Source organism: Nitrobacter sp. 62-23, assembly GCF_001897285.1.
Lineage (GTDB): Bacteria > Pseudomonadota > Alphaproteobacteria > Rhizobiales > Xanthobacteraceae > Nitrobacter.
In genome coordinates, this window is sequence record NZ_MKSM01000078.1 from 15282 (window position 1) to 40702 (window position 25421).

A 25421-nucleotide genomic window follows, 5' to 3' on the forward strand; every position below is an offset into this window, starting at 1 on the left:
AGACGCTTGGGCTTTGTGGAAGGCAAAGGATTTACTGAAGGCGATCCGGGACATCTCGTCGATATAGGCATGGGACGAACTCCCAGCCCACTCTGTGCGTTTTGCTCTGGCCCGTGTGATCGCCGTGATGCGATAGCCGATTTGATTGAACTTACCGAGCTTTTTGATATCGATGTAAATCAGCTCGTCAAGATTCCGCGCTTACGAGCTCTTTAAAAGACTGCAGTGCGATACGCCTCTGGATGCGTCGCACCGATCATCGGGAAAGATGACTTGCTGCCTTTGCGGCCAGTTCGACGAAGATGTTGTTGAACACACCGAGCCGGCTCCAGCACGAAACCGATTATAGATCGCCTTGTGAGGTCGCAATCCGTGCGAAAGCGGAAATACGGCTCGATCCGGCGCATCTGAGCTTCCGACAGCAACAACACTTCAGCCATAACGATCGCCCCAACCTCACCGTTGAATCAACCCGCCACCTTCGCAACGATCCTGGAACCTTGGCGATATCGTCGAAAAACAATCTGTTCGGAGGCAGGATCGCAGACGAAAAGAGATCGGCATCAATGCTTCGGCTTTGCACGGCTGCAACCACTCCGTAGTGATCGATCGATCCAACCTGTCGCATTGGCAAAACGCGCAGCGTGGACTTTACAAAATTCTCCAAGCTAGCACGACGCCAATATCGTTAACATGTGAGACTGACGCAACCGGTGGGGAGTACGCGCGCGGTTTCCTTAACGACGGTTGATCCGAAGGGGCGTGGCTCCAACGAACACTTAATCATATCTAAAAAATTTGTCATCATACGCCCTTTCAACATTTAAAATAATATAATAAACTAAAAAATAAATAAATAACATATGAACTCGCTGGACTTTGTCGATGGAGATTATTGTCGTAATTTCATATCCTTAGGCCGAAGCTCCGGCTGGACCACAGAACCCGACGAATAAAATAATCCATCCCCTCGGTCAGTTACGGTATTTCTGAGCGACTATGCTATCGATCTACTCCTAACCTGCAAAAAAGCTCGGGAAACCGTCGCACTCAAGGGTAACCATGAGATCTTCGTCCATCGCTTTCTTGCCGATCCTTCGACATTTGACGAATGTCGAAGCTGCGGTGGTCTGGAACGGGTTGCGGCCGTCGATCCATCCTGATCGCTACGAACAAGAGCAACTCGCCACGAGTTTACTCGAGCGATACCTCCAAAACATCACGCGTTTTTCGGTTCACTCGAGCTTTCGTTCTGTTGCGGAGACTTTTTATTCGTTGATGCCGGTGCCCTCCCCGCCAATCCGATCCACAGAACAAGGGGATCACCAGCTCTGGATCCGAGATGAATTTCTTTCCCGGGATCGTGGTCATACATCTGTGCCTGTACCGGATATCCGCTCCAATCGAACCGACGTCGACAACGATGCATTCGCGACCGGCAGCCTAACACTTGCCTAGCAATCGAAGGTTTGCGCATTACGATGCTGATGCGTTCAACTGGGGGCCTGATGCTCGCAACCTCCGACATCCAGAAACGAGGGCAGAACGTGCGTTACAGGGATGAACAAGCAGCACTGACGCAAACCCTTGAGCCTATTTTGACCAATTCTCGCAAAGGGAAGGAAGCCACCGGCTTGGCTGCCGCGACCAGCGAGGCCATTGCCGTCGTTATTGTCACGTACAACAGTTCCAAGCTGCTCCCGGATCTGATTGCCTCGCTCCCTGCCGGCATGGGCGGCCTTGAATGGCACCTCATCATCGTTGACAATGACTCGTCGGACGACAGCGTTGCGCAAGCTCATCGTCTGGCACCCAACTCGATTATTATCGAGACTGGTCGAAATGCAGGCTACGCTGCCGGCATTAACGCTGGCGTGGCAGCCGCTCCTCCGCACGGCTACGTCCTTGTCCTCAATCCCGACGTTCGCCTCCTTCCCGATTGCGTACCGGAGCTAATCACTGCGCTCGGCAAGCCTGGCACAGGCATTGCCGCGCCGCATCTCGTTGATCGTGAGGGTATCCGTATCGACACACAACGTCGTGAACCGTCAATTATCCGGGCTCTTGCCGACGCGTTGCTGGGCGCCCGCACAGCGGGCAAGATCGCTGGACTCGGAGAAGTGATTACTGATGAGGACAGCTATCGTCGCGAGACCTTGGTCGATTGGGCCGAAGGCTCGACATTGCTTATCAGCAAGGCCTGCTGGGATACCTGCGGCCCATGGGACGAATCTTTCTTCCTTTATTCCGAGGAAACCGACTTCGCGCTGAAATCACGCGACGCTGGTTTTGTGACGCGCTATACGCCCTCCGCCCGCGCTATTCACCTGGAGGGCGATTCCGGACAGTCGCCAGCGCTGTGGGCGCTTCTCAACCTAAATCGCGTGCGCCTGTATCGCCGTCGCCACGGTGCGGTGCTCGGTGCGCTATACTGGGCTGCACTTGTGTTGAGGGAAGGTAGTCGCGCAATGTTGGGGCGCCAGGTCAATCGTGCAGCGCTCCGTGCCCTCCTCAGCCCTAGCAAGATGCGCGCCGTTGCCGGACCAGACCTGGTTCAAACGCTGGGTTAAGGGCATGTCGGTCTCAATTCGCGCTATTCAGGGCGGCGATCTGCCTGCCGTCGGCCAATTCCTACATTCTCATCTTAACCCGCGGATCAGCGCCCAAACATGGGCCTTTGCGCCGCTCGTTCCATGGCAAGTATCTTCACCCAATCATGGCTTCCTGCTTGCGGATCGCGACGAAATTGTTGGGGTTTATCTGGCGTTCTACTCAGTCCGATCCTTTGGCGGCGTCGATGAACCATTCTGCAATTTAGGCGCCTGGTGTGTTCGCCACGAATATCGTGGACATAGTATGCGGTTGCTGAAAGCTATGCTCGGCCAGAAAGGTTACACCCTCACCGATCTGTCGCCTAGCGGCGCAGTAATCCCGCTGAACGAACGGCTCGGGTTTCAACATTTGAACACGGCCACTGTCCTGATTCCTGCTCTGCCCCTGCCGATTTGGCCCAGCCGCATCCGCATTTCAGCAGATCCGGCCGAAATCGAACGCGTATTGACCGGCAAACAATTACAGATATACCGCGACCACGCGCGCACTGCGGCGGCCCACCATCTGCTGCTGACTAGAGAGCGGGAGACTTGCTACGTCATCTATCGACGTGACCGGCGTAAGAACCTTCCGGTTTTCGCTTCGATCCTTTACGTCAGCGACCCGGACTTGTTCAAAATCGGGTCTACCAACATGTCACGGTATCTGCTGTTCAGACATGGAATATTGGCGATGCTTGCTGAAGTACGAACAATAATTCACCGTCCAAAGCTCTCACTGATGCTGACTTCACCCAGACGCAAAATGTTCAAAAGCGAGCGCCTGAAAGCAGAGCAGATCGACAACCTATATAGCGAACTCGTTTGCGTGCCCTGGTAACCTTTACATTGGAAAAATCATGCGGCGGTATCTGCACGACCTAGTGAGGCAATCAGCCCGAGATTGCACTACAGCCACAGCGCTAACATCCGGCACGACGACACTAACATATGGAGAGCTCTGGCAACACATCAAGGCGGTCGGGGCCGGCCTACAACGTCTCGGACTTACGCGAGGTGACCGTGTCGGCATTTTCTTGGATAAACGGATTGAAACGGTAACAGGCATTTTCGGCACGTCAGCCGCGAGTGGTGTGTTTGTGCCAATCAATCCGTTGCTTCGATCACGACAGGTAAATTACATCCTCGACGACTGCGACGTCCGGGTACTTATTACAAACAAGGAACGTTATGACCTACTGCGGGACGGTCTTGTCAATCTCCCAGCTCTTGAGCACATCGTGTTGATCAATGGCATACCGACGTCGGAAACCAACGGAGGCCACCGCATCCATTCTTGGGCAGATTTGACGTCCGATAGCCATGCTGAACCTAACGAAACCGGCTTGATCGACGTCGATATGGCTGCGATATTTTATACGTCAGGCAGTACGGGAAACCCGAAGGGCGTCGTCATAAGTCATCGCAACCTGATTTGTGGTGCTGAGAGCGTTGCGAGTTACCTCGTCAACAATCCGTCGGATGTCATCCTTGCCGCACTTCCACTGAGTTTCGATGCCGGGTTCAGTCAGTTGACGACGGGATTCGGCGTCGGGGCACAAGTCGTACTGATCAACTATCTGTTGCCGTCGGATATCGTGAAGGCGTGCGCCAAATACGGAGTGACCGGTCTAACTTGCGTGCCGCCCCTTTGGATCCAGGTTGCTGAGTTGAAGTGGCCTGAAGAAGTTGCGCAGAAGCTGCGTTACTTCGCCAACACTGGCGGCCGAATGCCGCGCGCGACACTGGATAAGCTGCGCGCAATATTCACCAAAGCCTCACCCTATCTAATGTACGGTCTAACTGAGGCTTTCCGTTCGACTTATCTTGATCCATCGGAAATTGACCGCCGCCCTACCTCGATCGGCAAGGCTATTCCCAATGCGGAAATCCTCGTCGTGCGCCCAGACGGGTCGATATGTGACGCGAATGAAGAAGGAGAACTGGTGCATCGCGGCGCGCTGGTCACGCTTGGCTATTGGAATGACCCGGAACGAACCGCCGCGAGATTTCGGCCGGTGCCCGGGCGGGCTAAAGAACTCAAAATACCGGAGCTGGCGGTGTTCTCGGGTGACGCCGTCATCCGAGACGATGAAGGCTTTCTCTACTTCGTCGGCCGAAAAGACGAAATGATCAAGACATCCGGCTATCGCGTCAGTCCGGCGGAAATCGAGGAGGTCATCTACGATACCGGCATGGTACGTGATGCCGTTGCATTTGGTATGGAGGACGAGGCTATCGGCCAAGTCGTCGTGATTGCGGTCAGCCCGCCGCAAAATGGGACGCTTGATGAATCGGCTTTACTCGCAGAGTTGCGCAGACAGCTACCCCTTTACATGATTCCACATCGAGTCATCATTCGCGATGAGCTCCCACGATCACCGAACGGCAAATTCGATCGCACCCTGCTACGCTCGGAGATCGTGGCGTGAGTGCACGAGACACCATTGCAGCGTTCGAAATCATCGATGGAAAGCTCGCCGTCGGCGGCCTGCCTCTTGACCGGTTAGCCGCACGGATCGGTAGCACGCCATTCTTCGCATATGATCGACGGTTGCTGACCCAGCGCGTCGCGCTTCTGCGTGAAAAGCTGCCGAGCAAGATTAATCTGAGCTACGCGATCAAGGCAAACCCGATGCCTGCCGTCGTGCAACATCTGAGCTCTCTTGTCGATTCATTCGATGTTGCTTCGACCGGTGAATTGCGGATCGCGTTAGACACACCAATGAGGTCCGACCAAATCAGCTTCGCCGGCCCCGCCAAGACGATCGCTGAACTCACCCAAGCGGTAGCCGCAGGCGTGACGATCGAACTGGAATCCATCACCGAAGCCAGGCGCGTTCTCGCGATCGGAGAAAAACTCGGTGTGCGCCCGAGAGTCGCGATCCGGGTGAATCCCGACTTTGCCATCAAGGGGTCCGGCATGCGGATGGGTGGTGGACCGCAGCAGTTCGGCGTCGACTCGGAGGTCGTGCCGCAATTTCTCCACGAGCTGAGTAAGGTCGACCTCAATGTCCTCGGCTTCCACGTCTTTGGCGGCTCGCAAAATCTCCGCGCCGACATTATCTGCGAAGCACAGCGCAAGACGGTTGAGTTGGCAACAAAGCTTGCGGCGGCAATGCCGTCCCCTGTCCGCTACCTGAATCTCGGAGGAGGTTTCGGTATTCCTTATTTCGACAAGGATGAGTCTTTGAATCTCGCGATGGTTGGCACCAACCTGCAGGAGTTGTTCGATGGTCCAATCCGCAACCACTTTCCCGAGGCCCGGTTGGTCATCGAACTTGGCCGTTATATCGTCGGCGAGTGCGGCATCTACGTTACGCGCGTGGTCGATTGCAAGCAGTCACGTGGCAAGCAATTCGTAATGGTAGACGGCGGTCTCCATCACCAGTTGGCGGCATCCGGCAACTTTGGTCAGGTTATCCGCCGCAACTACCCGTTGGCGATAGGCAATCGGATGACCGAAGCGGTGACTGAGACCGCAAACGTTGTTGGTTGCCTATGTACACCGCTCGACCTGCTTGGCGAAGGCGTCGGCGTGCCAAAAGTTGAAATCGACGATCTTGTCGTATTGTTTCAGGCCGGCGCGTATGGCATGAGCGCTAGCCCAAGCGCGTTTCTCAGCCATCCACCAGCAATTGAGGTTCTAGTATGAGCCCAAATCTGACTCTCGACTTATAAGACTTGCGAGGAATGTCAATGACAAGCACGCCACTGTTCGATGAGGTGAAGGACGTTGTCGTTACAACTCTAGGCATCCAGGATCGCGCATCTGCACTTGAGCCTTCGACCCCGCTCCTGGGGAGCGTTCCGGAACTGGATTCCATGGCTGTCCTGGAAATCTTAGTCGCCATCGAGCAACGATTCAATTTCGAGATCGATGATACCGAGATGGCAGGTGAAATTTTCGAAACTTTCGGTAGCCTTGCGAATTTTGTTGCGCAACGCCGGAATTAAACCGCTACTGTTCGCCCCGAGCAGGGCCATGCCGACGTCCTCCGCAAACGCCCGGCGTTAGCGATCGTGGCAAGCCTCTATCCTCGCCGACCCGTCTTCATCGACGAGACCTGGATCAAGACCACCATGCACCATGGCTCCGCTGCGCGATGGGCGCCGAAAGGAAATCGCCTGCGTGGCTTCGCGCGACACTGCCACTGGCGCACGATGACCTTCCTCGGAGCGCTGCGTTACGACCGTCTCGCGGCTCCCTGCAGGGCGATGTGATTCAGATTTTCCCTGGTCTGGGAGGCTTGGATGGCAAAGCAGGTTTGCTGGCTGAGCGATGCGGAGTGGCAACGGATCGAACCTTTGCTCCTGCGGGGCCGGCGTGCGCATCGGGTCGATGATCGTCGGATGATCAGCGGCATCGTCCATATGCTGCGCTGTGGGGCCCGCTGGCGTAATTGCTTCCGCCTAATAGCAAACGCTCTAGAATTCGACGAAGCCTCGATTAGCGGACACCGTGGGCAGCTATCTTTCCCTGAAGGCTCGCTCTGCTTGTTCGCGTAGCGGCTTGATCAGATAGGCCAATGCCGTCCGGCCGGTGGTTTGGATGAAAACATCCACAGGCATGCCAGGAACGAGTTTATTCGAACCAAGCCGCGCAAGTTGCTCGGGCTTTAGCGAAATCCTACTTGTATAATAACTCATTCCGGTCCGTTGATCCTGCGTCAGGTCCGCGGAAACCAAGCTCACATCGCCCTCGATCTCCGGCGTGGTGCGCTCGTTGAGAGCCGCGAAACGCATGAAGGCCGATTGCCCGACATAGACCTGATCGATGTCACGCGGTGCGATCTTGACCTCGACCGCCAACGTATCGTTGTCAGGCACAATCAGCATGATCTGTTCGCCGGGCGAGATCACGCCACCAACAGTGTGCACCGACAGTTGATGGACACGCCCGTTCTGCGGTGCACGAATATCGACGCGATTCAATTGATCTGTGGCAGCAATCTTTCGTTCCGAAAGCTCGGAAATTTTCGCGCGCGCCTCTATCAGATCCTTGCCAACCTCGGTTCGCAGGTCCTGATCGATCTGGATCGTCTGAAGTTCGATTTCGGATATCTTCCCTTTCGCCTGGGCGACCATTCCCGACAGTTGGCTGCGCTCGCCTTCCAGGCGCGCCGTATCGCGCTCCAGTGCGGTCAAGCGAGTGATTGGAACCAGATTCTTTTGCCAGAGCCCGCGAACACCTTCCAGTTCCTGATGGATGAAATCGACTTCTTTCTGTTTGGCATCAAGTTGGCCGTTGTAACCTTTGATTTCATCACGTAACTGTGCGCTGCGCTCTTTAAGTTGCGCCTTTTGCCCGTTGCGCGCCTCACGACGCAAATCGAACAAACGACGTTCGGCCTGGATGGCATGCGCAGCTTCCGAATTCGCGTCGCGCGCGCGCTCCAACAGCGTGCGGGGAAATACGATCTGGGACGCGCTATCGCGCTCCGCCTCGAGTCGCGCCTGGCGTGCCAGCAATTCCTCGTAGCTTTTCGTGATGATGGTCGCATTGGCAAGCGTCTGGGTTTGATCTAGCCGGACCAGAATGTCACCCGCCTTAACTCTGTCACCGTCCTTGACGTTCAATTCACTGACCACGCCGCCGGTCGGATGCTGAACTTTCTTGACGCTTGAATCGACAACAACTGTGCCCTGCCCAATTACCGCGCCGGACAGCTCCATTGTTGACGCCCAGCCGCCGATCCCGAACGTGACCGTCACCGCCAAAATGATACCTACGACCATATAACGTTGAATCGATGCCAAGGCAGACGTTGCCGGGGCACTCATCGTTGATCTCCCACGACCTTGAGCGGTGGACCAGGTTTGAGCACCTTGCGCAGAACATCCTCTTTCCGACCGAACGATTGGACCTTGCCATCGGCGACAACAAGAACATGATCAACGCCATCGAGCGCCTTCGGGCGATGAGCGACAACTACCACGATGCCGTTCCGCCGCCGCACGTTGAGAATGGCTTCGGTCAGCGCCTCCTCGCCATCGGAGTCGAGATTCGATGTCGGCTCGTCGAGAATAACAAGGAACGGATTGCGATAGAATGCCCTCGCAAGACCGATGCGCTGACGCTGGCCGGCGGAAAGCGCGAACCCACCCTCACCAATCTTCGTGCCGTATCCGTCGGGGAACGAAAGAATCAGATCGTGGACACCAGCCGTCCGTGCCGCCTCCAGCACCGCCGCCGGACTGGCCTGGGGATCGAAGCGCGCGATGTTGACCGCGATGCTGCCGTCAAACAGTTCGACGTCCTGCGGCAAATATCCGACATGGCGCCCGAGGTCGTCCGACGCCCATTGCCCCAACGCAGCGCTGTCGAGCGTGATCTTGCCACGTAACTGAGGCCACACACCGACCAACGCACGCACCAGGGTGGACTTTCCGGAGCCGCTCGGGCCGATGACCGCGAGCCCCTCGCCCTTCGCCAACTTGAAGGAGACGTCATTGAGGATGAGGCTGTCCGATCCCGGCGCCACGACATACAGGTTTTCGACCGAGATGCTGTCGACGGGCGGCGGGAGCGCTAGCGGCGCCTCTTCCTTTGGCAATAGCGTAAGCAATTGATCGAGCCGCCCGCCCGCCTGACGCGCACCGACAAAGCCCTTCCAATTCGCGATCGCCATTTCCACCGGTGCCAACGCACGGGATGTCAATATCGAACCGGCGATGATGATGCCTGCTGTGGATTCCTGATAGATGACCAGATAGGCGCCGACGGCCAGAACGCCGGATTGCAGGATAGCTCGAAATACCTTTGATACACCGCCAAGTCCGCTCGCGATGTCGCTCGCCGCCTCATGCGCGGCAAGATACTTCTGATTGGCCTCGCGCCAGCGGAGCGCCGCCTGCTGGCGCATGCCCATCGCATGAAGCACTTCGGCATTCCGTCGTCCTTCGGCCGCTAGCGCGTTTCTCGAGACCGCGAAGCGCGAATAAGCCTTGGTCGGCCCTTGGGTACGAACCTCGGTCGCAATGGTAATGGCAATCAGGAACAGCGCTCCGATCAAAGCGGTCACGCCGATCCAGAAATGGAACATGAAGCAGATCGCCAGATAAACCGGCATCCAGGGCAGATCAAACAACGCCGCCGGTCCACCACTTGACAGGAAACTGCGGACCTGATCGAGGTCACGCAACGGCTGCAGGCCATCGCCGTCCCCCTTCGCCTTTAACGGAAGTCGGACAATGGCATCGAATACGCGCTCCCCCAGCGTCTCATCCAGATAGCGGCCAATGCGCACGCTGATCCGGCCGCGAATGAGATCAAGCCCACCCTGGAATGCGTACAACACCACCGCGAGTACCAGCAGCGCCAGAAGCGTGGGAACACTCCGGCTTGGCAACACCCGGTCGTAGACCTGCAACATGAAAAAGGAGCCGGTGAGCATCAGGATATTGCTCACGCCGCTAAAGATCGCCATGCCCCAGAAAATCTGGCGACATGAACCCAGGAACGTCACGATTTCGGACTTTGGCGCGGCATATTCAGCACCGGTCCGCAACTGGCCAGAAAACAACTTGCGACGCGCCGCTTCGAGCATCTGTCGCGCAACTGCAAAATACCGCAGCCGAGTCTCTTTACACTGCGTCCATAAACGTTCGATCGTCAAATGAATGGCACGAGTGCCGCTTTCCCCAAAGCCGGTGCCACTGATACCCGCACCCTCGATCCCGGAGGAAGGCATCTCCCCCCGTCTGCCGAAGCTTGTCATGATAGCCGTCCCCCAACCATCACCACTCGGGGGTCGCCCCGAGTGGCCGTGGTCTTATCAATCGCAACGAGATACCCGATCAGGCGAAGTGGAAATCGAACTTATCGAGTGAAGCAAGTTTCATATTTTTCAGTGTCAGCGAATCACCATGCCCCGTAGAGATTACAACGTCATGGCTGCTTTGCGACGCATGCGCAAGAACATCCGCGAAGCTGTCGAAGATACCCTTGTCGAACTGCAGCACGTCGTGTTGCCAGCCCTTCGCTCGAAAGTCCTTGATGGTATCGTTGCCGAAGTTCGGGGCAAACACAAACGTATCCGAGTGTCCGCGCCCGACCAGCAGATCGTCCCCCGTGGTACTGACAATCTTGTTGCTCGAACAATTCCCCAGAATCGCGTGCCCCGAACTCGTGACCGCCTCTCCGGCCGCATCCACTCCCTTGGCGGAGAACGATTTTACCGCGCTCGATGAACCGGAAGAACTGGTAAGAGTCCAGTTGCCGTCGGCGTCCGCCGCAGCGGTGCCGATCGCCTTTGTGCCGTCATAGACCTTGATCTGGCTATAAGCGTCGGCCGTCCCCTTGATGGTGACCGAAAAATGCGACCACCAGTTGTGCGAGACATCGGTAAAGTCGATTCCTTTCGAAGATGACTGCGGCGCATCGAGGATCGAAATCGCCTTGGCGGACGAAGCAGCGCTTGTATTGCCAACGGCATCCGCTGCCGTCGATGTGAACGAGTGCTTCCCATCCGCCAGGTGGCCGGTGTCGAAGCTCCAGCTGCCATCCTTGGCAGCGTGCGTCGTGCCGATCTGTTTGCCAGCATCGAAGACATTGACGACGCTGTTGGCCTCAGCCTTTCCTTTCAACAGAAAGTCATCGACCTGGGTAGATCCACTCAGAGCCTTCCCACTCGAAGAATAGACGGCAAGCGTTGGCGCGGCAGGCGCCGTTGTATCGATGGTCACGGCCAGAGCCGACGAAACCGAGCTGGTATGGTGCGAGGCATCCGTCGCAGTCGCGGTCAGATTGTGCGCACCATCAGCGAGTGTGGCCGTGGTATACTTCCAGGTACCGTTCGCATCGGCCTTCGTCGTGCCGAGCTTTTTATCACCGTCGAAAACCGTAACGGTGCTTTTCGCATCGGCCGAGCCGGTCAACGTCAACGTCTTGTCGTTCGTGATATGATCGCCGGCGACGCCGCTGTCCTTGGAGAAGGATACGATGCTCGGCGCCTTCGGATTCGCCGGCGCAGGATTGGAAATATCTATTTCCAGCACCGTGGATGACTTGCCGACATTACCGGCCACGTCCGTCGCCGTTGCGGTGAACGCGTGATGTCCGCCCGCAAGCGAGTCGGCCGTGAACGACCAGGTGCCATCGGTCCCAGCCGTCGTCGTACCGATCTTCTTGCCGCCGTCGAGAATGGTGATCGTGCTCTTGGCTTCGGCCTGACCAGTCAGGTGAACGGCTTTGTCGTTAGACGAACTCGACGCAGCCGCTCGTGCAGCGAGCAACTGAGTGGCGCCGCTGCCTTCCGCGATTGTGGGAACTCCGGGCGCATGCGTATCGATCGTTACCGTGAGGCCCGCCGAAGCAGCGCTGGTTTGTCCGGCCGCATTGGTCGCGGTTGCGGTCAACGTATGCTTGGCATCCTTGAGGGCTGAGGTATCGAAGCTCCATGCACCCTTGGCATCCGCCTTGGCGGTGCCGATCTGCGTGCCGCCATCATAGACCTTGATGGTGCTATTGGCAGCTGCACTGCCCTTCAGCGTCAGGGTGTTGTCATTGGTGATGCCGTCTCCCACCACGCCGCTATCGTTCGAAAAGGAAGCGATTTTAGGCGCGCTTGGAGCCGTCTGCTGCGTCGATGGTGCCACCGCGACGGCGAGAGCGGCCGAAGCCACACCGGTATTGCCTGCCACATCCGTAGCCTGGGCCGTAAAGTTGTGATTGCCGTCCGCCAATGTACCGGTTGTGAAAGTCCAGACACCGCTGCTGTTGGCCTTTGCAGTACCGACCTGGGTGAGGCCGTCAAAGACCTTTACGGTGCTGTTCGCTTCCGCGGTGCCGTCGAGCTTCGCCACGTGCGTCGAAGCCAGGTTCGAGGCCGAGGTCGAAAGTTTGAGCGTGGGAGCGTTCGGAGCTGCCGTATCGATAACCAGGGCAAGCGGTGAGGAAGCCGAACTGGTGACCCCGCCGCTGGTGGCAGTCGCCGTCAAGCTATGGTTGCCGTCATTCAGTGCCGCGCTCGTGAATTTCCAGGCGCCGCTTCCGTCGGCGGTGGCGGACCCGATCTGCTTGCCGCCATCAAGCACCTTCACCGTGCTGTTGGCCGCCGCCTTACCGCTCAGCGTTACCGTATTGTCGTTGGTGATCTTGTCACCTGCGACACCGGTATCGGACGACCATCCCGCTATCACGGGCGCATCCAGACCGGGAGCCGACGAAGGTGGCGAAGATGGCGAAGATGACAATTTCCCATCCACCGATATGGTCTTGCCTGAGCCAATTTCGGTGTTACCCTGCCAAACAACAGTGTTGTTGCTTATGTAGGAGAAGCCCCAGTAGCCCGATCCCAGCTTGTTATTGGTGAATTGGACGCCATTTATTTGGGGGCCTGAGCCTCCACCCTTTTCGTCCGAATAGACGGTGAAGCCGGCGCCGATCAATTGATTGTCATCGACAATGACACCGTTGACCGGTCCCCAATCATTCGAAATGTATATAGTGCCGGTATCGCGCTGCTGGTTAACGATCGTATTGTGACTGATCGTAATATTGGACAGAGCGCCGCCGATTTGAATCCCATCATAGTGGGGATCGCCGGACGCATGAAAATCGTGAATATAGTTGCCCTTTATGACGGTGTTGTTTCCATCGACAGCTATACCGTTTTCAACGTTATAGATATTATTATTTAGGAAAGTCCCCTGCCCCTGAATCCCATCGACCCCTTGCGGACTCGTGCCGGTTCCATTGATTTCGCAATTCTGAACCACGGTGCCGGTTACACCGCTCTTCACGTTAACGCCCCAGTAGTTAACGAACGTAATTTTGCAATTCTCAATCGTTACGTTGGGAGCATTGATGAAAACCGTACCCTTGATATCAAGGCCCGAGATCACCGCCCCCGGCGTGTTTACAACGAGATCGCCATTATACGTCTTCAGAGCTACTCCCGATTGCACACCAGTCGTCGTCGCATCCGGATACCCGGACAAAAGTGTCGTGGCCAAATTTCTGCTCCCTCTGTCTAGTCAGCGCCGGCCTCTCACTCGATTTGTCCCTGAGTGAGGACCACACCCCAAGCTGCCCGTTCGTAATGCTCTGCGTCGGGCGGCTTTTTTTTGACCAGACGAGGGCGTGGCCGAGGTCATTTTGAGAACTCGCTGGAGTATGCCCCTCTGAAATAAATAAGACCTTGCAATCCCACCGATTAATCGTCTGAATGGGAAGAGAATTCATTAAGCAGACGTGCTGCTCGACTGCATTCCCGCTACCTACCGATATGGCAATTTGGGCCGCCGTCAGCACTGTAACCGTTGGGCTGCTTGCGGCGCTTGTTGTCCACATCCCAAGCGTGAATTACGCGCCTCCGTGGAGCCGTCACAGCTATTTCCAAACAAGCTATTTTAGAGCGGCTAAGACCTCGGCAAATATGGGCTTTCTTCTGCAGAGTTTTAAAAGTAAATTTACTGCAATTTCGATATTCCGCTGATACGCGCGTCGGTTCTGTGCGATTATCCCCAGGTCATCCCCTGGAGATTAGGCATGGACCTCTCGGGCACCACTCCACCCTACAAAATATAGTGTTACCAACTCGATTAACCGACTCGATAATTTGAGCTTATTTTTAAAAAATATCATATTGATTAAGTCTGTCTGTTTAATTATCGTTCTAAAAAATACACGTAATTTAATTTTATGCACTTGCTATTAAGGTAGAATATGAGCGAGCTATTCCGTGCAAGAAATCCTGCTGATCGGCGCTCCAAAGCCGCGCGCCGCAAGCTGCTGGCGATTGCCTCGGGCGGCGGGCACTGGATTCAACTTCTTCGCATTGGACCTGCATTCCGGGATTGCGACGTGACCTTTGTGACGACCCACGCGTCCTATCGATCCCAGGTGCACGGTCATCGGTTTTTGACCGTGACCGACTCCAATCTCTCTACGAAATTCCGTCTTCTCAAGACTGCAGCCGAAGTGGCCTGGATCATCTTGACCGAGCGCCCGGATATCGTCGTTTCGACCGGTGCCGCGCCTGGCTATTTCGCTCTCCGCCTGGGCCATCTCATGGGGGCCAAGACAATCTGGCTGGACAGCATCGCGAATGTCGACCGGCTATCGGTATCCGGCCGTCGGATCGGCCGCTGCGCAGATCTGTGGCTGACCCAGTGGCCTGATCTGGCGAAAGTCGGCGGCCCATACTACGTGGGCTCCGTCCTATGATTTTTGTCACCGTCGGCACGCAAGGGCGCTTCGACCGCCTAATCCGGGCAATCGACGAATGGGCCGGCACACGTGGCCGCACAGACATTTTTGCCCAGACCGGTCCTTCCGACTTTCATCCCCTGCATATCCGCTCCGCACCGTTCATCGGTGCTGACGAATTCAGACAACACGTCGAAGTCGCCAGCCTGATCGTCGCCCATGCCGGGATGGGGTCGATCATTACTGCCCTCGAACTCGGCAAACGAATTCTCGTGATGCCGCGTCGTGCGGATCTCGGCGAGCATCGTAACGATCATCAGATGGCAACCGCTCAACGATTCTCCGAGCAGGGCCGTATTCTCACTGCGATGGATCAACAGGAACTCTGTGAGAAGCTCGATCAACTCCAAAATCCGACCAGTTCGGAACGACTCAATTTTGAAGTGTCTCCAAACCTGATCCGCACCATTCGAATGTTTATTGAAACAAAGAGCGTTCAGTTTAACGACAAAGACGCCTCAGCTTAAATTAACCAACAGAACCCAACGGCTGGCTCACGAAACGGCGAAGCCGTCTTGGACGCTGAACGATCGTGAAATTGTCCTCTCGGCGCACCTCGCTTCTACACGGGTGCGATATGAGGATTTTCGATATGACAGGTAGGACATGGCGAACAGGCAACTAGGCATTGGTGTTATCGGGTACGGATATTGGGGTCCAAATCTCGTCCGAAACTTTTCGAACGGCATATCGACCCATGTGATCAGTATATGCGATCTAGATCCTGGCAAGCTTGCAACGAGCCAGCGACTTTATCCGGGGATCACAACGACTTCAGATTTCCGCGACCTACTGACAAATCCGGGGATCGATGCAGTCGCGATCGCGACACCAACCCACACCCATTACGATCTGGCACTGGCTGCTTTAAAGGCCGGAAAGCATGTGTTCGTCGAGAAACCCATAGCTCCAACGGCAGAGCAAGTCCGCCGTCTGATCGACGAAGCCGACCGCCGCAATCTTGTTCTGATGGTAGATCACACATTCCTGTACACACCGGCGGTCCAGAAGATTCGCGAACTCATTCACACCGATAGCCTGGGTGAAATCTATTACTACGACAGCATCCGCTCGAGCCTTGGCCTGTTTCAAAGCGACGTCAATGTAATTTGGGATCTCGCCGTCCACGACATTTCCATTATCAATTACATCCTCAAGGACAAGCCTGTTTCGGTTTCTGCAACAGGCTCCTGCCATGTCGCCGGATCGCCGGAGAATATGGCCCACATCACGCTGTTTTTTGATTCCAAGTGCGTCGCTCACGTGAGCGTCAACTGGCTCTCGCCCATCAAGGTACGTCAAACCTTCATTGGCGGAAGCCGCAAGATGATTGTCTATGACGATGTCGAGCCGACCGAGAAGATCAAGGTTTACGATAAGGGCATCATCCTGAATCCGTCGCCCGAAAATGCTCATCAGATCAAAATCGGGTATCGCGCTGGCGATATGTGGGCCCCGCACATATCCGCGAAGGAAGCCTTGCAAACCGAGATCGAGCATTTCGCCGATTGCGTCCGAAACAACCAGAAACCTATCTCCAGCGGCGACTCCGGACTTCGTGTGATTGAAATTCTGGAAGCTGCGTCCCATTCAATTCTGGAGCAGGGAAGACCGGTTCGTCTGGGCCAACCGCTGGAACTTCGCAAGCGAGCATAGGGGCTTTCTGATCGTTCCAGCAACCAGGTGAGTTACCTATCCCGATGAGCTCCGTTCAACATTCGATCTTTTTCTCAGCGATTGAGCGCTACGGGAGTTTTCTGCTCTTTTTGATTTCCACTGCGGTACTTTCGCGATTGCTGACACCAAGTGAGTTTGGTGTTTACGCCGTCGTGAACGCGATTATCCTAATCTTGACTGCCTCATTTCAGGAGTTCGGTGGAGCGAACTATCTCATCCAGAAGCAAGAACTCTCGCAATCAAATATTCGCACTGCATTCACGATCGTCTTCGGGATTTCTGCGCTGATCGGACTTGTTCTATATCTTGCCGCAGACGTTTTCGTCTGGATGTTCAAAAAGCAAGACCTAAAGCTTGGTATCGAGGTATCGGCGCTTAATCTTCTGTTGACCCCATTTGTCGTCGTCATGGCCGCTCTTCTGCGCAGGGAAATGGCCTTCAACAAGCTTGCTGTTTGCAATCTGGCAAGTAACTTGGCCGGAGCTCTCGCATCCATCCTGCTTGCGGTCTTGAACTTCAGCTTTATGGCTCCGATCTGGGGAGTGCTAGTCGGGAATCTAACGCTCGTCGTCTTGCTGATGTTCTTCTCAGGAAACGTCGGTCTCTTCTTTCGTCCTTTGCTTTCCGGCTATTCCGACGTGTTGAGATTTGGACTGTATTCGGGAGGGGTCAGCCTGATCAATGTCTTCTACAACCTGGCTCCGCAATTATTTCTCGCCCGCATTCTGGATTTCAATGCGGTCGGCCTCTTTACGCGTGCTAACGGCATCACGCAGGTTTTCGACAGACTGATCGGTCAGGTGATCGGACCCGTTGTGATGCCGGCAATCTTTGCACAAATCAAAGCAGGTGGGAATCTCAAGAACATCTATTTGGAGGGAGCAGGATATCTGGCAACCATACAATGGCCGTTCCTGACCTTTGTTGCGATCATGGCGCATCCCCTCATCTTGATTTGGCTCGGTCCAACGTGGGTTGAGATCGTTCCGCTGGTGCGCCTGATGTGCATCGCCAATCTCGCATTATTCGCGGCGTGCCTGACCTATCCCGTTCTGGTCGCTACCGGTAGCGTACGCGATTCCCTTATTTCATCATTGATATCCCTTCCTCCGTCGTTGGCTTTGATCTTCGTGGCCTCTTTCTTCGGCGTGGAAGCGGTTGCGGCATCGATGTTGATCACTCTTCCCTTCCAAGCCGCGGTCGCCATCTACTTCATTCGCCGGCATTTGAAATTTGAATTCAGTGAATTGACCCAGGTGGTATCGAAAGGTGCGCTTATAACGCTGATAACCTCGGGTGGAACTGCTATTTGCGCCGTGTTTGTGGAGTTGAACTGGCTCCCGACCGCGGTCGGATTAGTGCTAGCAGGCTTTGTGGTGTCGATTTGCTGGCTGCTGGGTTTGGTTTTAACAGCACATCCGTTGTTGCCCAGGCTGCAACTCGCAGCCGGCGAACTATTCAAAGTGGTTCTCAAATCAACTGGCTTCTTCAGACGCAATCTGATCAGGTAAGGTTGATCTATCAAAGGTAATTATCTGATGCCGATCACTGACGACGTACGTCTTGGACGCGACGTCCGCATTTTTCATCCCGACCTGGTGAATCTCTATGGATGCACCATCGGGGATGAAACCCGCATCGGAACCTTTGTGGAGATTCAGGTCGGAGCCAGGATCGGCGCGCGATGCAAGATCTCGTCGCACACCTTTATCTGTGAGGGCGTCACGATTGAAGACGAAGCCTTTATCGGACACGGCGTCATGTTCACCAATGACAAGCTTCCACGCGCCACGACCGAGGATGGTCGCCTGCAGGGCGCCGCGGATTGGCATGTCGAAACCACAAGGGTCGGACGCCGGGCATCGATCGGCTCCAACGCCACAATTTTATGCGGCATCTCGATCGGCGACGGTGCCGTTGTCGGCGCAGGTGCCGTTGTCACGAGGGACGTGGCTCCGGGCGATGTTGTCGCGGGAGTTCCCGCCCGCTCTGTCAGATCCCGGATCGATACATTAACCTGAGATCGCAACTCCATTATTAATCAAACGTGCCGGAACTTCCGTCTAACGATCGATATTCAATTTATTTCTGTTTTCATTTTTTTGATTATGTAGTTTAGTTTTTTACGCCGAAAATAAATTGAAACGTCCCAACGTTTTCCCGCATAGGAATATTTCCTTGATCCCCTTTCTCGATCTGAAAGCACAATACCTGCAAATGAAGCCCGAGATCGATGCCGCCGTCCTGCGCGCCATCGATAGCACACAGTATGTGCAAGGTCCGGAGGTTGCCGCCTTTGAGAAGCGCTTTGCGCCTTACTGCGGGGTCGAACATTGCCTCGCGGTCAACACCGGGACATCGGCTCTGCATCTGGCCCTTCTCGCAGCCGGCATCGGAGCCGGCGACGAGGTGATTACCGTATCTTTGACGTTCGTCGCGACCGCTGCGGCCATCCTTTACACCGGAGCCAAGCCGGTTTTCGTCGACGTCGATCCCGAGACCTGGACGATGGATCCGGCGACCATCGAAGCGGCGATCACGCCCAGGACCAAAGCGATCCTGCCTGTCCATCTTCACGGATTGATGGCGGATATGGACCCCATCATGGAAATCGCCCGGCGTCATGGCCTCGTCGTTATCGAGGACGCCGCGCAGGCCCATGGCGCGGAATATAAGGGCCGGCGCGCCGGGGCGATCGGCGATCTAGGCTGCTTCAGCTTCTACCCGGGCAAGAACCTCGGCGCATATGGCGAAGGCGGCGCGGTGGTCACGAACAACGCCGAATTTGCGAAGCGCATTTCGCTGCTTCGCGATTGGGGCCAGGAGTCCAAGTATAACCACGTGCTCCGGGGTTATAACTACCGCATGGACGGCATTCAGGGCGCCATTCTCAATGTCAAGATGAACTACATCGAGGCATGGACGGAAGGCCGCCGCGCGGCCGCCTCACAGTACGACCAGCTGCTGCAGAAACTGCCCTGTCAACGACCGGCGTCACCGGCGAGCCGCAGGCATGTCTACCACGTCTATGCGGTGACCCTCGCCCGACGCGACGAAGCACAGGCTGCCCTGCAGGCCGCGGGAGTCGCCACCGGTATCCATTATCCCATTCCGGTGCATTTGCAGAAAGCCTATGCCGATGCCGGCCACGGCGCCGGCTCGCTTCCGGTGACCGAAGCGCTTTCGAAACAATTTCTATCGTTGCCGATCTACGCCGAGCTCAAGCCCGAGCAAGTTGACGTGGTTGCGACGGAACTGGAAAAAGCTCTGCCGGCTCTCGCGGCCTAGCGCCTGTCCTGTCGCTTCGTTCTCAAACGAAGCGACATTCATCGAATTACAAATGGAGTGTAATGTGGCCGACTTGAAGGGAAAACGAATCCTGGTCACTGGCGGCGCCGGATTTATCGGCTCTCACATCGTTGACCTTCTGTGCGACGAAGATTGCCGGGAAATTGTCGCTATCGACAACATGGTGCGCGGGCGTCCGGAAAACCTGAAGAACGCCCTGGCACGTGGTCCGGTCCGATTGATCGACGGTGATATCCGCGACAACAAGCTGATGACTGAGCTGGTGAAGGATGCGGACATCGTGTTTCACCAGGCGGCCTTGCGGATCACGCACTGCGCTGCCGAACCCCGTCTCGCAATGGAGGTCATGGTTCAGGCCACCTATGATTTACTCGAGCTTTGCGTCCAGCATGAGATCGAGAGGGTGATCGCCGCATCCTCGGCATCGGTCTATGGCATGGCCGATGAATTCCCGACGACGGAACATCACAACGCGTATGACAACCGCACGCTCTACGGCGCGGCGAAAGCCTTCAACGAAGGCCTGCTCCGCACCTTCAACGACATGTACAAGCTCGATTACGTTGCCTTCAGGTATTTCAACGTCTACGGCGAACGCATGGATATTCACGGACGGTATACCGAAGTCCTGATCCGCTGGATGGAGCGGCTGGAAGCTGGCCTGCCGCCGATTATTTTTGGCGACGGCCAACAGACCATGGATTTCATCCACGTCAGGGACGTCGCCCGCGCCAATATTCTCGGCGCCAAATCGAACGTTACCGATCAGGTCTTCAACGTGGCCAGCGGAACCGAAACCAGCCTGGCGCAGCTCGCGACGGCCCTGACGTCGGTCATGGGTCGAGGCGGTCTCACCCCGGATTTCGCTCCTGAGCGCAGCGTCAATCCTGTTCCCCGCCGTCTGGCCTCGACGGCGAAAGCAGAAGAGCTGCTTGGTTTCCGTTCCACGATTCTGCTGGAACAAGGATTGGACCAGCTCGTCGCATGGTGGCGCGACGAGCTTTCATCCTCGGCAAAGCCCCGGCAGAAGGAGGCCGCTGTTTCGTGATCCCGATAGCCTTACCGTTCCTGGACGACGAGGAAGCGAACGCGGCTCGCGACGCTGTATTGTCAGGTTGGGTCTCGCAGGGCCCACAGGTCGCCGCGTTTGAGCACGAGTTCTGCGCTCTCGTGGGCGCTCCCTATGCGACCGCGGTTTCGAATTGCACGACCGCACTTCATCTCGCGCTGGCGGCCATCAACGTCGGCCCCGGTGACGAGGTCATCACGGCAAGCCATTCGTTTATCGCAACCGCGAACAGTGTGAGGTACTGCGGAGCGACGCCGGTCTTTGTCGATGTCGATCCCGACACCTACAATATCGACCCGCTCAAGGTCGCGGAGGCAATTACACCGCGCACTCGCGCCATTATTGCCGTTCACCAGATGGGCATGCCTTGCGACCTTCCGGCCTTGGTGGCGCTTGCGCGCCAGCATAACCTGGTGCTGATCGAGGACGCGGCCTGCGCAGCCGGCAGCGAAATCCGCGTGAACGGGAGCTGGGAGCGGATCGGTAAGGCGCACGGCCAGATCACATGCTTTTCCTTTCATCCAAGAAAGGTCATAACCACCGGCGAAGGCGGCATGCTGACCACCTCGGAGCCGGAATTCGACCGCAAGTTCAAACTGCTGAGGCAGCACGCCATGAGCGTGCCGGACACGGTTCGGCACGGCGCGTCGCAGGTCATCTTCGAACAGTATCTCGACGTCGGCTTTAATTATCGGATGACCGATATGCAGGCGGCCATCGGTCGCAAACAGCTCAAGAAGCTCGATGACATCGTTACCCGACGCCGGGCGCTGGCTGCAACATACGCAGAAATGCTCGGCAATATCGAAGGACTGCGTCTCCCCTTCGAGCCGGATTGGGCCCGCTCGAACTGGCAAAGCTACTGCGTGCGCTTGCCGGATCATGTCGATCAGAGAGAAATCATGCAGGCTATGCTCGATCAGGGCATCGCAACGCGGCGCGGAATCATGTGCTCACACCGGGAGCCAGCCTATGCAGGCGAGAAGCCGCGCCATGATTTACGACAGTCAGAACTTGCGCAGGATCATTCCATCCTGCTTCCAATATACGCCCAAATGACTCACGAAGATCAAACTCGCGTGGCAGATGCGGTAAAGACCGAGCTCCGCTAGCTGCTAATGAACTCATTATCGATACGCTGCAGATCCACGAGATTTGGAAGTTGGAGCCCATGCCAAAGGTCGATATTGTGGTTCCTTGCTACAATTACGGACGGTTCCTGACCGCGTGTGTGAAGAGCGCTCTGGAACAATCCGTCCGCGATATTCGCGTCCTTATTATTGATGATGCCTCAACAGACGATTCTCTGATTGTCGCCAAGGAACTCGCCCGCGACGACCCTCGCGTGAGCGTCATCGCGCACTCACAAAACAAGGGGCACATCGAAACATATAACGAGGGGATTGCTTGGGCGGCCGCTGACTATTTTCTGCTATTATCGGCTGACGACATGTTGGTTGCCGGCGCGCTCCAACGGGCCACACAAATCATGGATGAAAATGCAGATGTCGTGCTTACACACGGCGATTGCATCGCGTGGCGTGATGATCAACCACTCCCTGTCGTCGAGCAAGCACATGATTACACATGGAAACGTCACGACCTGATCTTCGAAATGTGCGGAACTGCAGTGAATTTGGTTCCGACCCCAACAGCGATCGGGCGAACGAAAACTCAAAAGGCAGTCGGCGGCTATCGAGCATCGCTACCCCATGCGGGGGATTTGGAAATGTGGCTTCGCTATGCGGCGCATGGCTCGGTAGCCCAAATCAGCGCAGTCCAGGCCATTTACCGAAAGCATGCCGCTGCCATGTCCAACAGCTATTACAAAAGAATGTTGTTGGACTACCGACAATGCCAACAGGCTTTCGATAGCTTCTTTGACGAATACCACGCTCGACTGACAGATTCTTCCTACTTGCGTCGCGTAACAGCTCAGACATTGGCCAAGCGCATGTTCCGCAATGGGATCGGCGTATTTCGACGCGGGCATATCGTTGAGGGGATTCAACTCGTCCGCGCAGCAGCTGCTGTTGGCTATCAGTCAGTACGCGTGGCTGCGCTTCGGAAGCCTCCCGCTAATACTAAATCGGCACTTCCCGATGGGCACCAAACACCCGGGCAAGCAGGGGCACATCATGAAGGATGATCGACCACTAGAATCTGCAGGTGGCAACATCACACCATTAGTTAGCATCATAATGTGTGCCTACAATGCAGGAGAATATCTTCGTGCGTCGCTCGTAAGTATCTTGACCCAGACGTATCAGAACCTGGATATCGTTATTATCGATGATGGCAGTACCGACGATTCCTTCGCATCCATTACTGATCTGCTGACCGACCGTCGTATTCGGGTTTTCCATCAGGAGAACGCCACCCGACCCGTCGCTCTGAATCGCGCATTGGACCTTATTCGTGGGGATTTCTATGCAATTCAAGACGGCGACGATATTAGCCATCCCACTCGTATTGAAAAGCAAGTCCGCGCCATGCTCAGCCAGCCACAGGTGGCTGCCGTCTTCTGCGGAAATGAGCTAATTATTAACGACAGGTCGATAGCGCCCACGTTTGCCGCGAAAGATACAGATGAGTGCAAACGCTTGATAGACGCATTTAGCATGCCGGCGCATGATCCAACCGGAATGTTTCGACTATCGCTTGTCAAGAATTTTCGATATCAACAAGATCTACAATATGTTGAGGCATTCGACTACATTCTGCGAGTCGGAGAGCAACACCCCATGATCGTATTGGGCGAATGTTTGTACGGCTATCGGATTCTTTGGAGTTCTGTTACCCGGCGCGATCCTGCAAGACGCGTTAAATTTGTCGCTGAGGCGATGAAACAGGCCTGCGATCGACGCGGCAAAGAGCATCATCAAGATACTGCGGGGCGGTCGGGATTAAGGTCTCAAAATAGTATATTGGACAATAATTTAGCAGCCCATTTTATGGAAAGCGTTTTGGATCAACGCAAGATCGGCAACTACTGGGGAGCATTCAAAGCAGGCATGGAATGCGCCAGATTACATCCGCTTGACGCGCATTATTATAAAGCGCTGATTTACGCCATAGCACCCTTGAACGTTATTTTTTTCATTCGCGATAAAAGGTCACGTCAGCACAAACCAGGAAGAGCGAAAGCTTATTTCAGTGGAACTTAACATAAATGATCTAGATGCATGACGGACGAGGGACTCGTCTTATGAGGGCGGCACAGCTTCATTCGCAACGACCGTGGAGCCGCACAAAGCAGCCTCAAGCACGCCCAGTCGCGGCAAGCGGCAAAGAGACTCTACTAAAATTCTTAATTGTCCTTCTGTGTCTGCCTGAAGGCCTCTCATTCTTTATAGGTGATTTCCGCCTTTCATTAGCTAGGCTCCTCATTATTCCACTGACGATCGACGCAATAGCACAATACCTTCGGCGTCCTTCCAAAGTCTTCGTGCCGTCAGATGCGTTCGCTGTTGCTGCGGGGCTCTGGATGATGCTCGCCGCGATTATTATCCAAGGACCAGCTGCCGGGCTGAAGAGCGGCGGCATTATGGCATTAGAGTTTAGCGGCCCTTATTTTATTTTTAGGACTTTATTAAGCCCTGTAGATAGCAGCGTCCGGATCATAGCGTTCACAAGCAAACTACTCCTGGTGATCGTGGCGATTGCTGTGCTGGACCCTCTTACAAACAAACCTTTTACGTATGAATTCATAAAGGCAATTACCGGGTATACGATACCTGATTACGAGTGGGCCAAAGAAACACTTGCCGACACGCTGTACAGGAAGGGTGTCGCTCGTGCGATGGGGCCCTTTGAGCACTCAATCTTGTTTGGCGCATTCTGCGCCTGGGTTGGCACACTGGCAATTTGTACTTTCCCCTCGCGATTTATCGGCTGGAGCACGGCGGCAATAGCGTTCGTTGGAATACTTGCTTCGCAAGCGCGAGGGCCACTAGTCGCCTACGCACTTTCGTTGGGACTTACCACTTTTTACTACGTTTGCAGTCGCTTCTCCGCCAGGTGGAAATTACTGGGTGCATTGTTCTCGATTGGCTTCGTTTTTCTTAGCCTCAGTTCTTCGAGCCCTCTTGCTACCATAATGAACCTTAGTGGCATCGATCCCGCAACACGGTGGAATCGAGAAGCAATATGGGCAGCCGTTGTTCCACTGTTAATGCAGCAATCTCCAATTTTCGGCTTGGGCATGGATGTCGATTGGGATTGGTACAGTTATGGACTTTATGGCCCAAGCGTCGATTCCATGTGGCTCAGAATTGCCATGACTATGGGAATACCCGCCAGCTTTTTGGTATTATTCACAATGATCGGAGCATATTGGAAGGGCTCGCTCGATCGGTCTCCGTATCTCTCTCTTGAAGAACGGCGTTTATCAGTAGCCCTTGGTATAATCACTGTCTCCTCAATATTTATCGGATTTACTGTTCATTTTTGGGGTACGTGTTGGGTCTTTTTGGGAATTTTTGCTGGCATGCGCGCGAGTTTGGTGGAAATAAACATTTGTCGGAGCAGAACCACACGTGTGGCTGTTGAGAAATGATTC

Annotated in this window: 19 protein-coding genes and 3 pseudogenes; 18 read left to right on the forward strand and 4 right to left on the reverse strand. The window is 55.3% G+C overall.

Translation table 11 applies throughout. From position 1 onward, the window contains the following. Window positions 1–30 precede the first annotated feature (30 nt). Window positions 31–186 (reverse strand): annotated as a pseudogene (locus BGO16_RS06665) (IS481 family transposase); the annotation flags it as partial. Between the two features lie 1295 nt (window positions 187–1481). Between BGO16_RS06665 and BGO16_RS06670 the strand changes: the two are divergent. From BGO16_RS06670 to BGO16_RS06700, 7 genes and pseudogenes are all read left to right on the forward strand, one after another. Further along, a complete protein-coding gene (locus BGO16_RS06670) occupies window positions 1482–2570 on the forward strand; it encodes a glycosyltransferase family 2 protein (RefSeq protein ID WP_292617826.1) in 1089 nt (362 codons plus the stop codon). Continuing rightward, window positions 2536–3432 carry a hypothetical protein gene (locus BGO16_RS06675; RefSeq protein ID WP_292617828.1) on the forward strand — a complete coding sequence of 299 codons (897 nt, stop codon included), beginning with the start codon at window positions 2536–2538 and terminating at the stop codon, window positions 3430–3432. The genes BGO16_RS06670 and BGO16_RS06675 overlap by 35 nt, the downstream gene beginning before the upstream one ends. Window positions 3433–3451: 19 nt before the next feature. Further along, window positions 3452–5023, forward strand: a complete 1572-nt coding sequence (locus BGO16_RS06680; RefSeq protein ID WP_292617830.1) for an acyl-CoA ligase (AMP-forming), exosortase A system-associated — start codon at window positions 3452–3454, stop codon at window positions 5021–5023. Continuing rightward, window positions 5020–6246: a pyridoxal-dependent decarboxylase, exosortase A system-associated gene (locus BGO16_RS06685; protein WP_292617832.1), complete on the forward strand. Its 1227-nt coding sequence runs from the start codon at window positions 5020–5022 to the stop codon at window positions 6244–6246. Before BGO16_RS06680 ends, BGO16_RS06685 begins: the two co-directional genes overlap by 4 nt. A 44-nt stretch (window positions 6247–6290) precedes the next feature. Next, window positions 6291–6548, forward strand: coding sequence for a phosphopantetheine-binding protein (locus BGO16_RS06690; protein ID WP_292617863.1), 258 nt, complete (start codon window positions 6291–6293; stop codon window positions 6546–6548). A gap of 78 nt (window positions 6549–6626) precedes the next feature. Continuing rightward, window positions 6627–6803 (forward strand): annotated as a pseudogene (locus BGO16_RS06695) (IS630 family transposase); the annotation flags it as partial. A gap of 42 nt (window positions 6804–6845) precedes the next feature. Further along, a pseudogene (locus BGO16_RS06700) lies at window positions 6846–7004 on the forward strand (transposase); the annotation flags it as partial. A 57-nt stretch (window positions 7005–7061) separates the two neighbouring features. Here BGO16_RS06700 and BGO16_RS06705 read toward each other — a convergent pair. The 3 genes from BGO16_RS06705 to BGO16_RS06715 all read right to left on the reverse strand — a co-directional run bounded on the left by BGO16_RS06705 (window position 7062) and on the right by BGO16_RS06715 (window position 13550). Further along, entirely contained in the window at window positions 7062–8375 is a 1314-nt protein-coding gene (locus BGO16_RS06705) for an HlyD family type I secretion periplasmic adaptor subunit (RefSeq protein ID WP_292617833.1), read from the reverse strand. Then, complete coding sequence (locus BGO16_RS06710; RefSeq protein ID WP_292617834.1) at window positions 8372–10141, reverse strand: type I secretion system permease/ATPase; 1770 nt, start codon at window positions 10139–10141, stop codon at window positions 8372–8374. The genes BGO16_RS06705 and BGO16_RS06710 overlap by 4 nt, the downstream gene beginning before the upstream one ends. 250 nt (window positions 10142–10391) lie before the next feature. Further along, window positions 10392–13550 carry an Ig-like domain-containing protein gene (locus BGO16_RS06715; protein ID WP_292617835.1) on the reverse strand — a complete coding sequence of 1053 codons (3159 nt, stop codon included), beginning with the start codon at window positions 13548–13550 and terminating at the stop codon, window positions 10392–10394. 712 nt (window positions 13551–14262) lie between these two features. Between BGO16_RS06715 and BGO16_RS06720 the strand changes: the two genes are divergently transcribed. The 11 genes from BGO16_RS06720 to BGO16_RS06770 all read left to right on the forward strand — a co-directional run bounded on the left by BGO16_RS06720 (window position 14263) and on the right by BGO16_RS06770 (window position 25418). After that, complete coding sequence (locus BGO16_RS06720) at window positions 14263–14763, forward strand: UDP-N-acetylglucosamine--LPS N-acetylglucosamine transferase (protein ID WP_292617836.1); 501 nt, start codon at window positions 14263–14265, stop codon at window positions 14761–14763. Next, complete coding sequence (locus BGO16_RS06725) at window positions 14760–15272, forward strand: glycosyltransferase (protein ID WP_292617837.1); 513 nt, start codon at window positions 14760–14762, stop codon at window positions 15270–15272. The genes BGO16_RS06720 and BGO16_RS06725 overlap by 4 nt, the downstream gene beginning before the upstream one ends. 139 nt (window positions 15273–15411) lie before the next feature. Beyond that, the gene (locus BGO16_RS06730) at window positions 15412–16461 is read left to right on the forward strand and encodes a Gfo/Idh/MocA family oxidoreductase (protein ID WP_292617839.1); all 1050 of its coding nucleotides are present in this window, start codon (window positions 15412–15414) and stop codon (window positions 16459–16461) included. 44 nt (window positions 16462–16505) lie between these two features. Beyond that, window positions 16506–17993: an oligosaccharide flippase family protein gene (locus BGO16_RS06735; protein WP_292617840.1), complete on the forward strand. Its 1488-nt coding sequence runs from the start codon at window positions 16506–16508 to the stop codon at window positions 17991–17993. A 27-nt stretch (window positions 17994–18020) separates the two neighbouring features. Next, window positions 18021–18503 carry an acyltransferase gene (locus tag BGO16_RS06740; protein ID WP_292617841.1) on the forward strand — a complete coding sequence of 161 codons (483 nt, stop codon included), beginning with the start codon at window positions 18021–18023 and terminating at the stop codon, window positions 18501–18503. Window positions 18504–18660: 157 nt separating this feature from the next. Next, complete coding sequence (locus BGO16_RS06745) at window positions 18661–19770, forward strand: DegT/DnrJ/EryC1/StrS family aminotransferase (RefSeq protein WP_292617842.1); 1110 nt, start codon at window positions 18661–18663, stop codon at window positions 19768–19770. 73 nt (window positions 19771–19843) lie between these two features. Further along, window positions 19844–20839 (forward strand): NAD-dependent epimerase/dehydratase family protein, encoded by a 996-nt coding sequence (locus tag BGO16_RS06750; protein WP_292617864.1) that lies wholly within the window; start codon window positions 19844–19846, stop codon window positions 20837–20839. After that, window positions 20836–21972, forward strand: coding sequence for a DegT/DnrJ/EryC1/StrS family aminotransferase (locus tag BGO16_RS06755; RefSeq protein ID WP_292617843.1), 1137 nt, complete (start codon window positions 20836–20838; stop codon window positions 21970–21972). Before BGO16_RS06750 ends, BGO16_RS06755 begins: the two co-directional genes overlap by 4 nt. A gap of 59 nt (window positions 21973–22031) precedes the next feature. Next, entirely contained in the window at window positions 22032–23009 is a 978-nt protein-coding gene (locus tag BGO16_RS06760) for a glycosyltransferase family 2 protein (protein ID WP_292617844.1), read from the forward strand. After that, window positions 22963–24027: a glycosyltransferase family A protein gene (locus BGO16_RS06765; protein ID WP_292617845.1), complete on the forward strand. Its 1065-nt coding sequence runs from the start codon at window positions 22963–22965 to the stop codon at window positions 24025–24027. The genes BGO16_RS06760 and BGO16_RS06765 overlap by 47 nt, the downstream gene beginning before the upstream one ends. Before the next feature lie 320 nt (window positions 24028–24347). Next, complete coding sequence (locus BGO16_RS06770; protein ID WP_292617847.1) at window positions 24348–25418, forward strand: O-antigen ligase family protein; 1071 nt, start codon at window positions 24348–24350, stop codon at window positions 25416–25418. Window positions 25419–25421 lie beyond the last annotated feature (3 nt).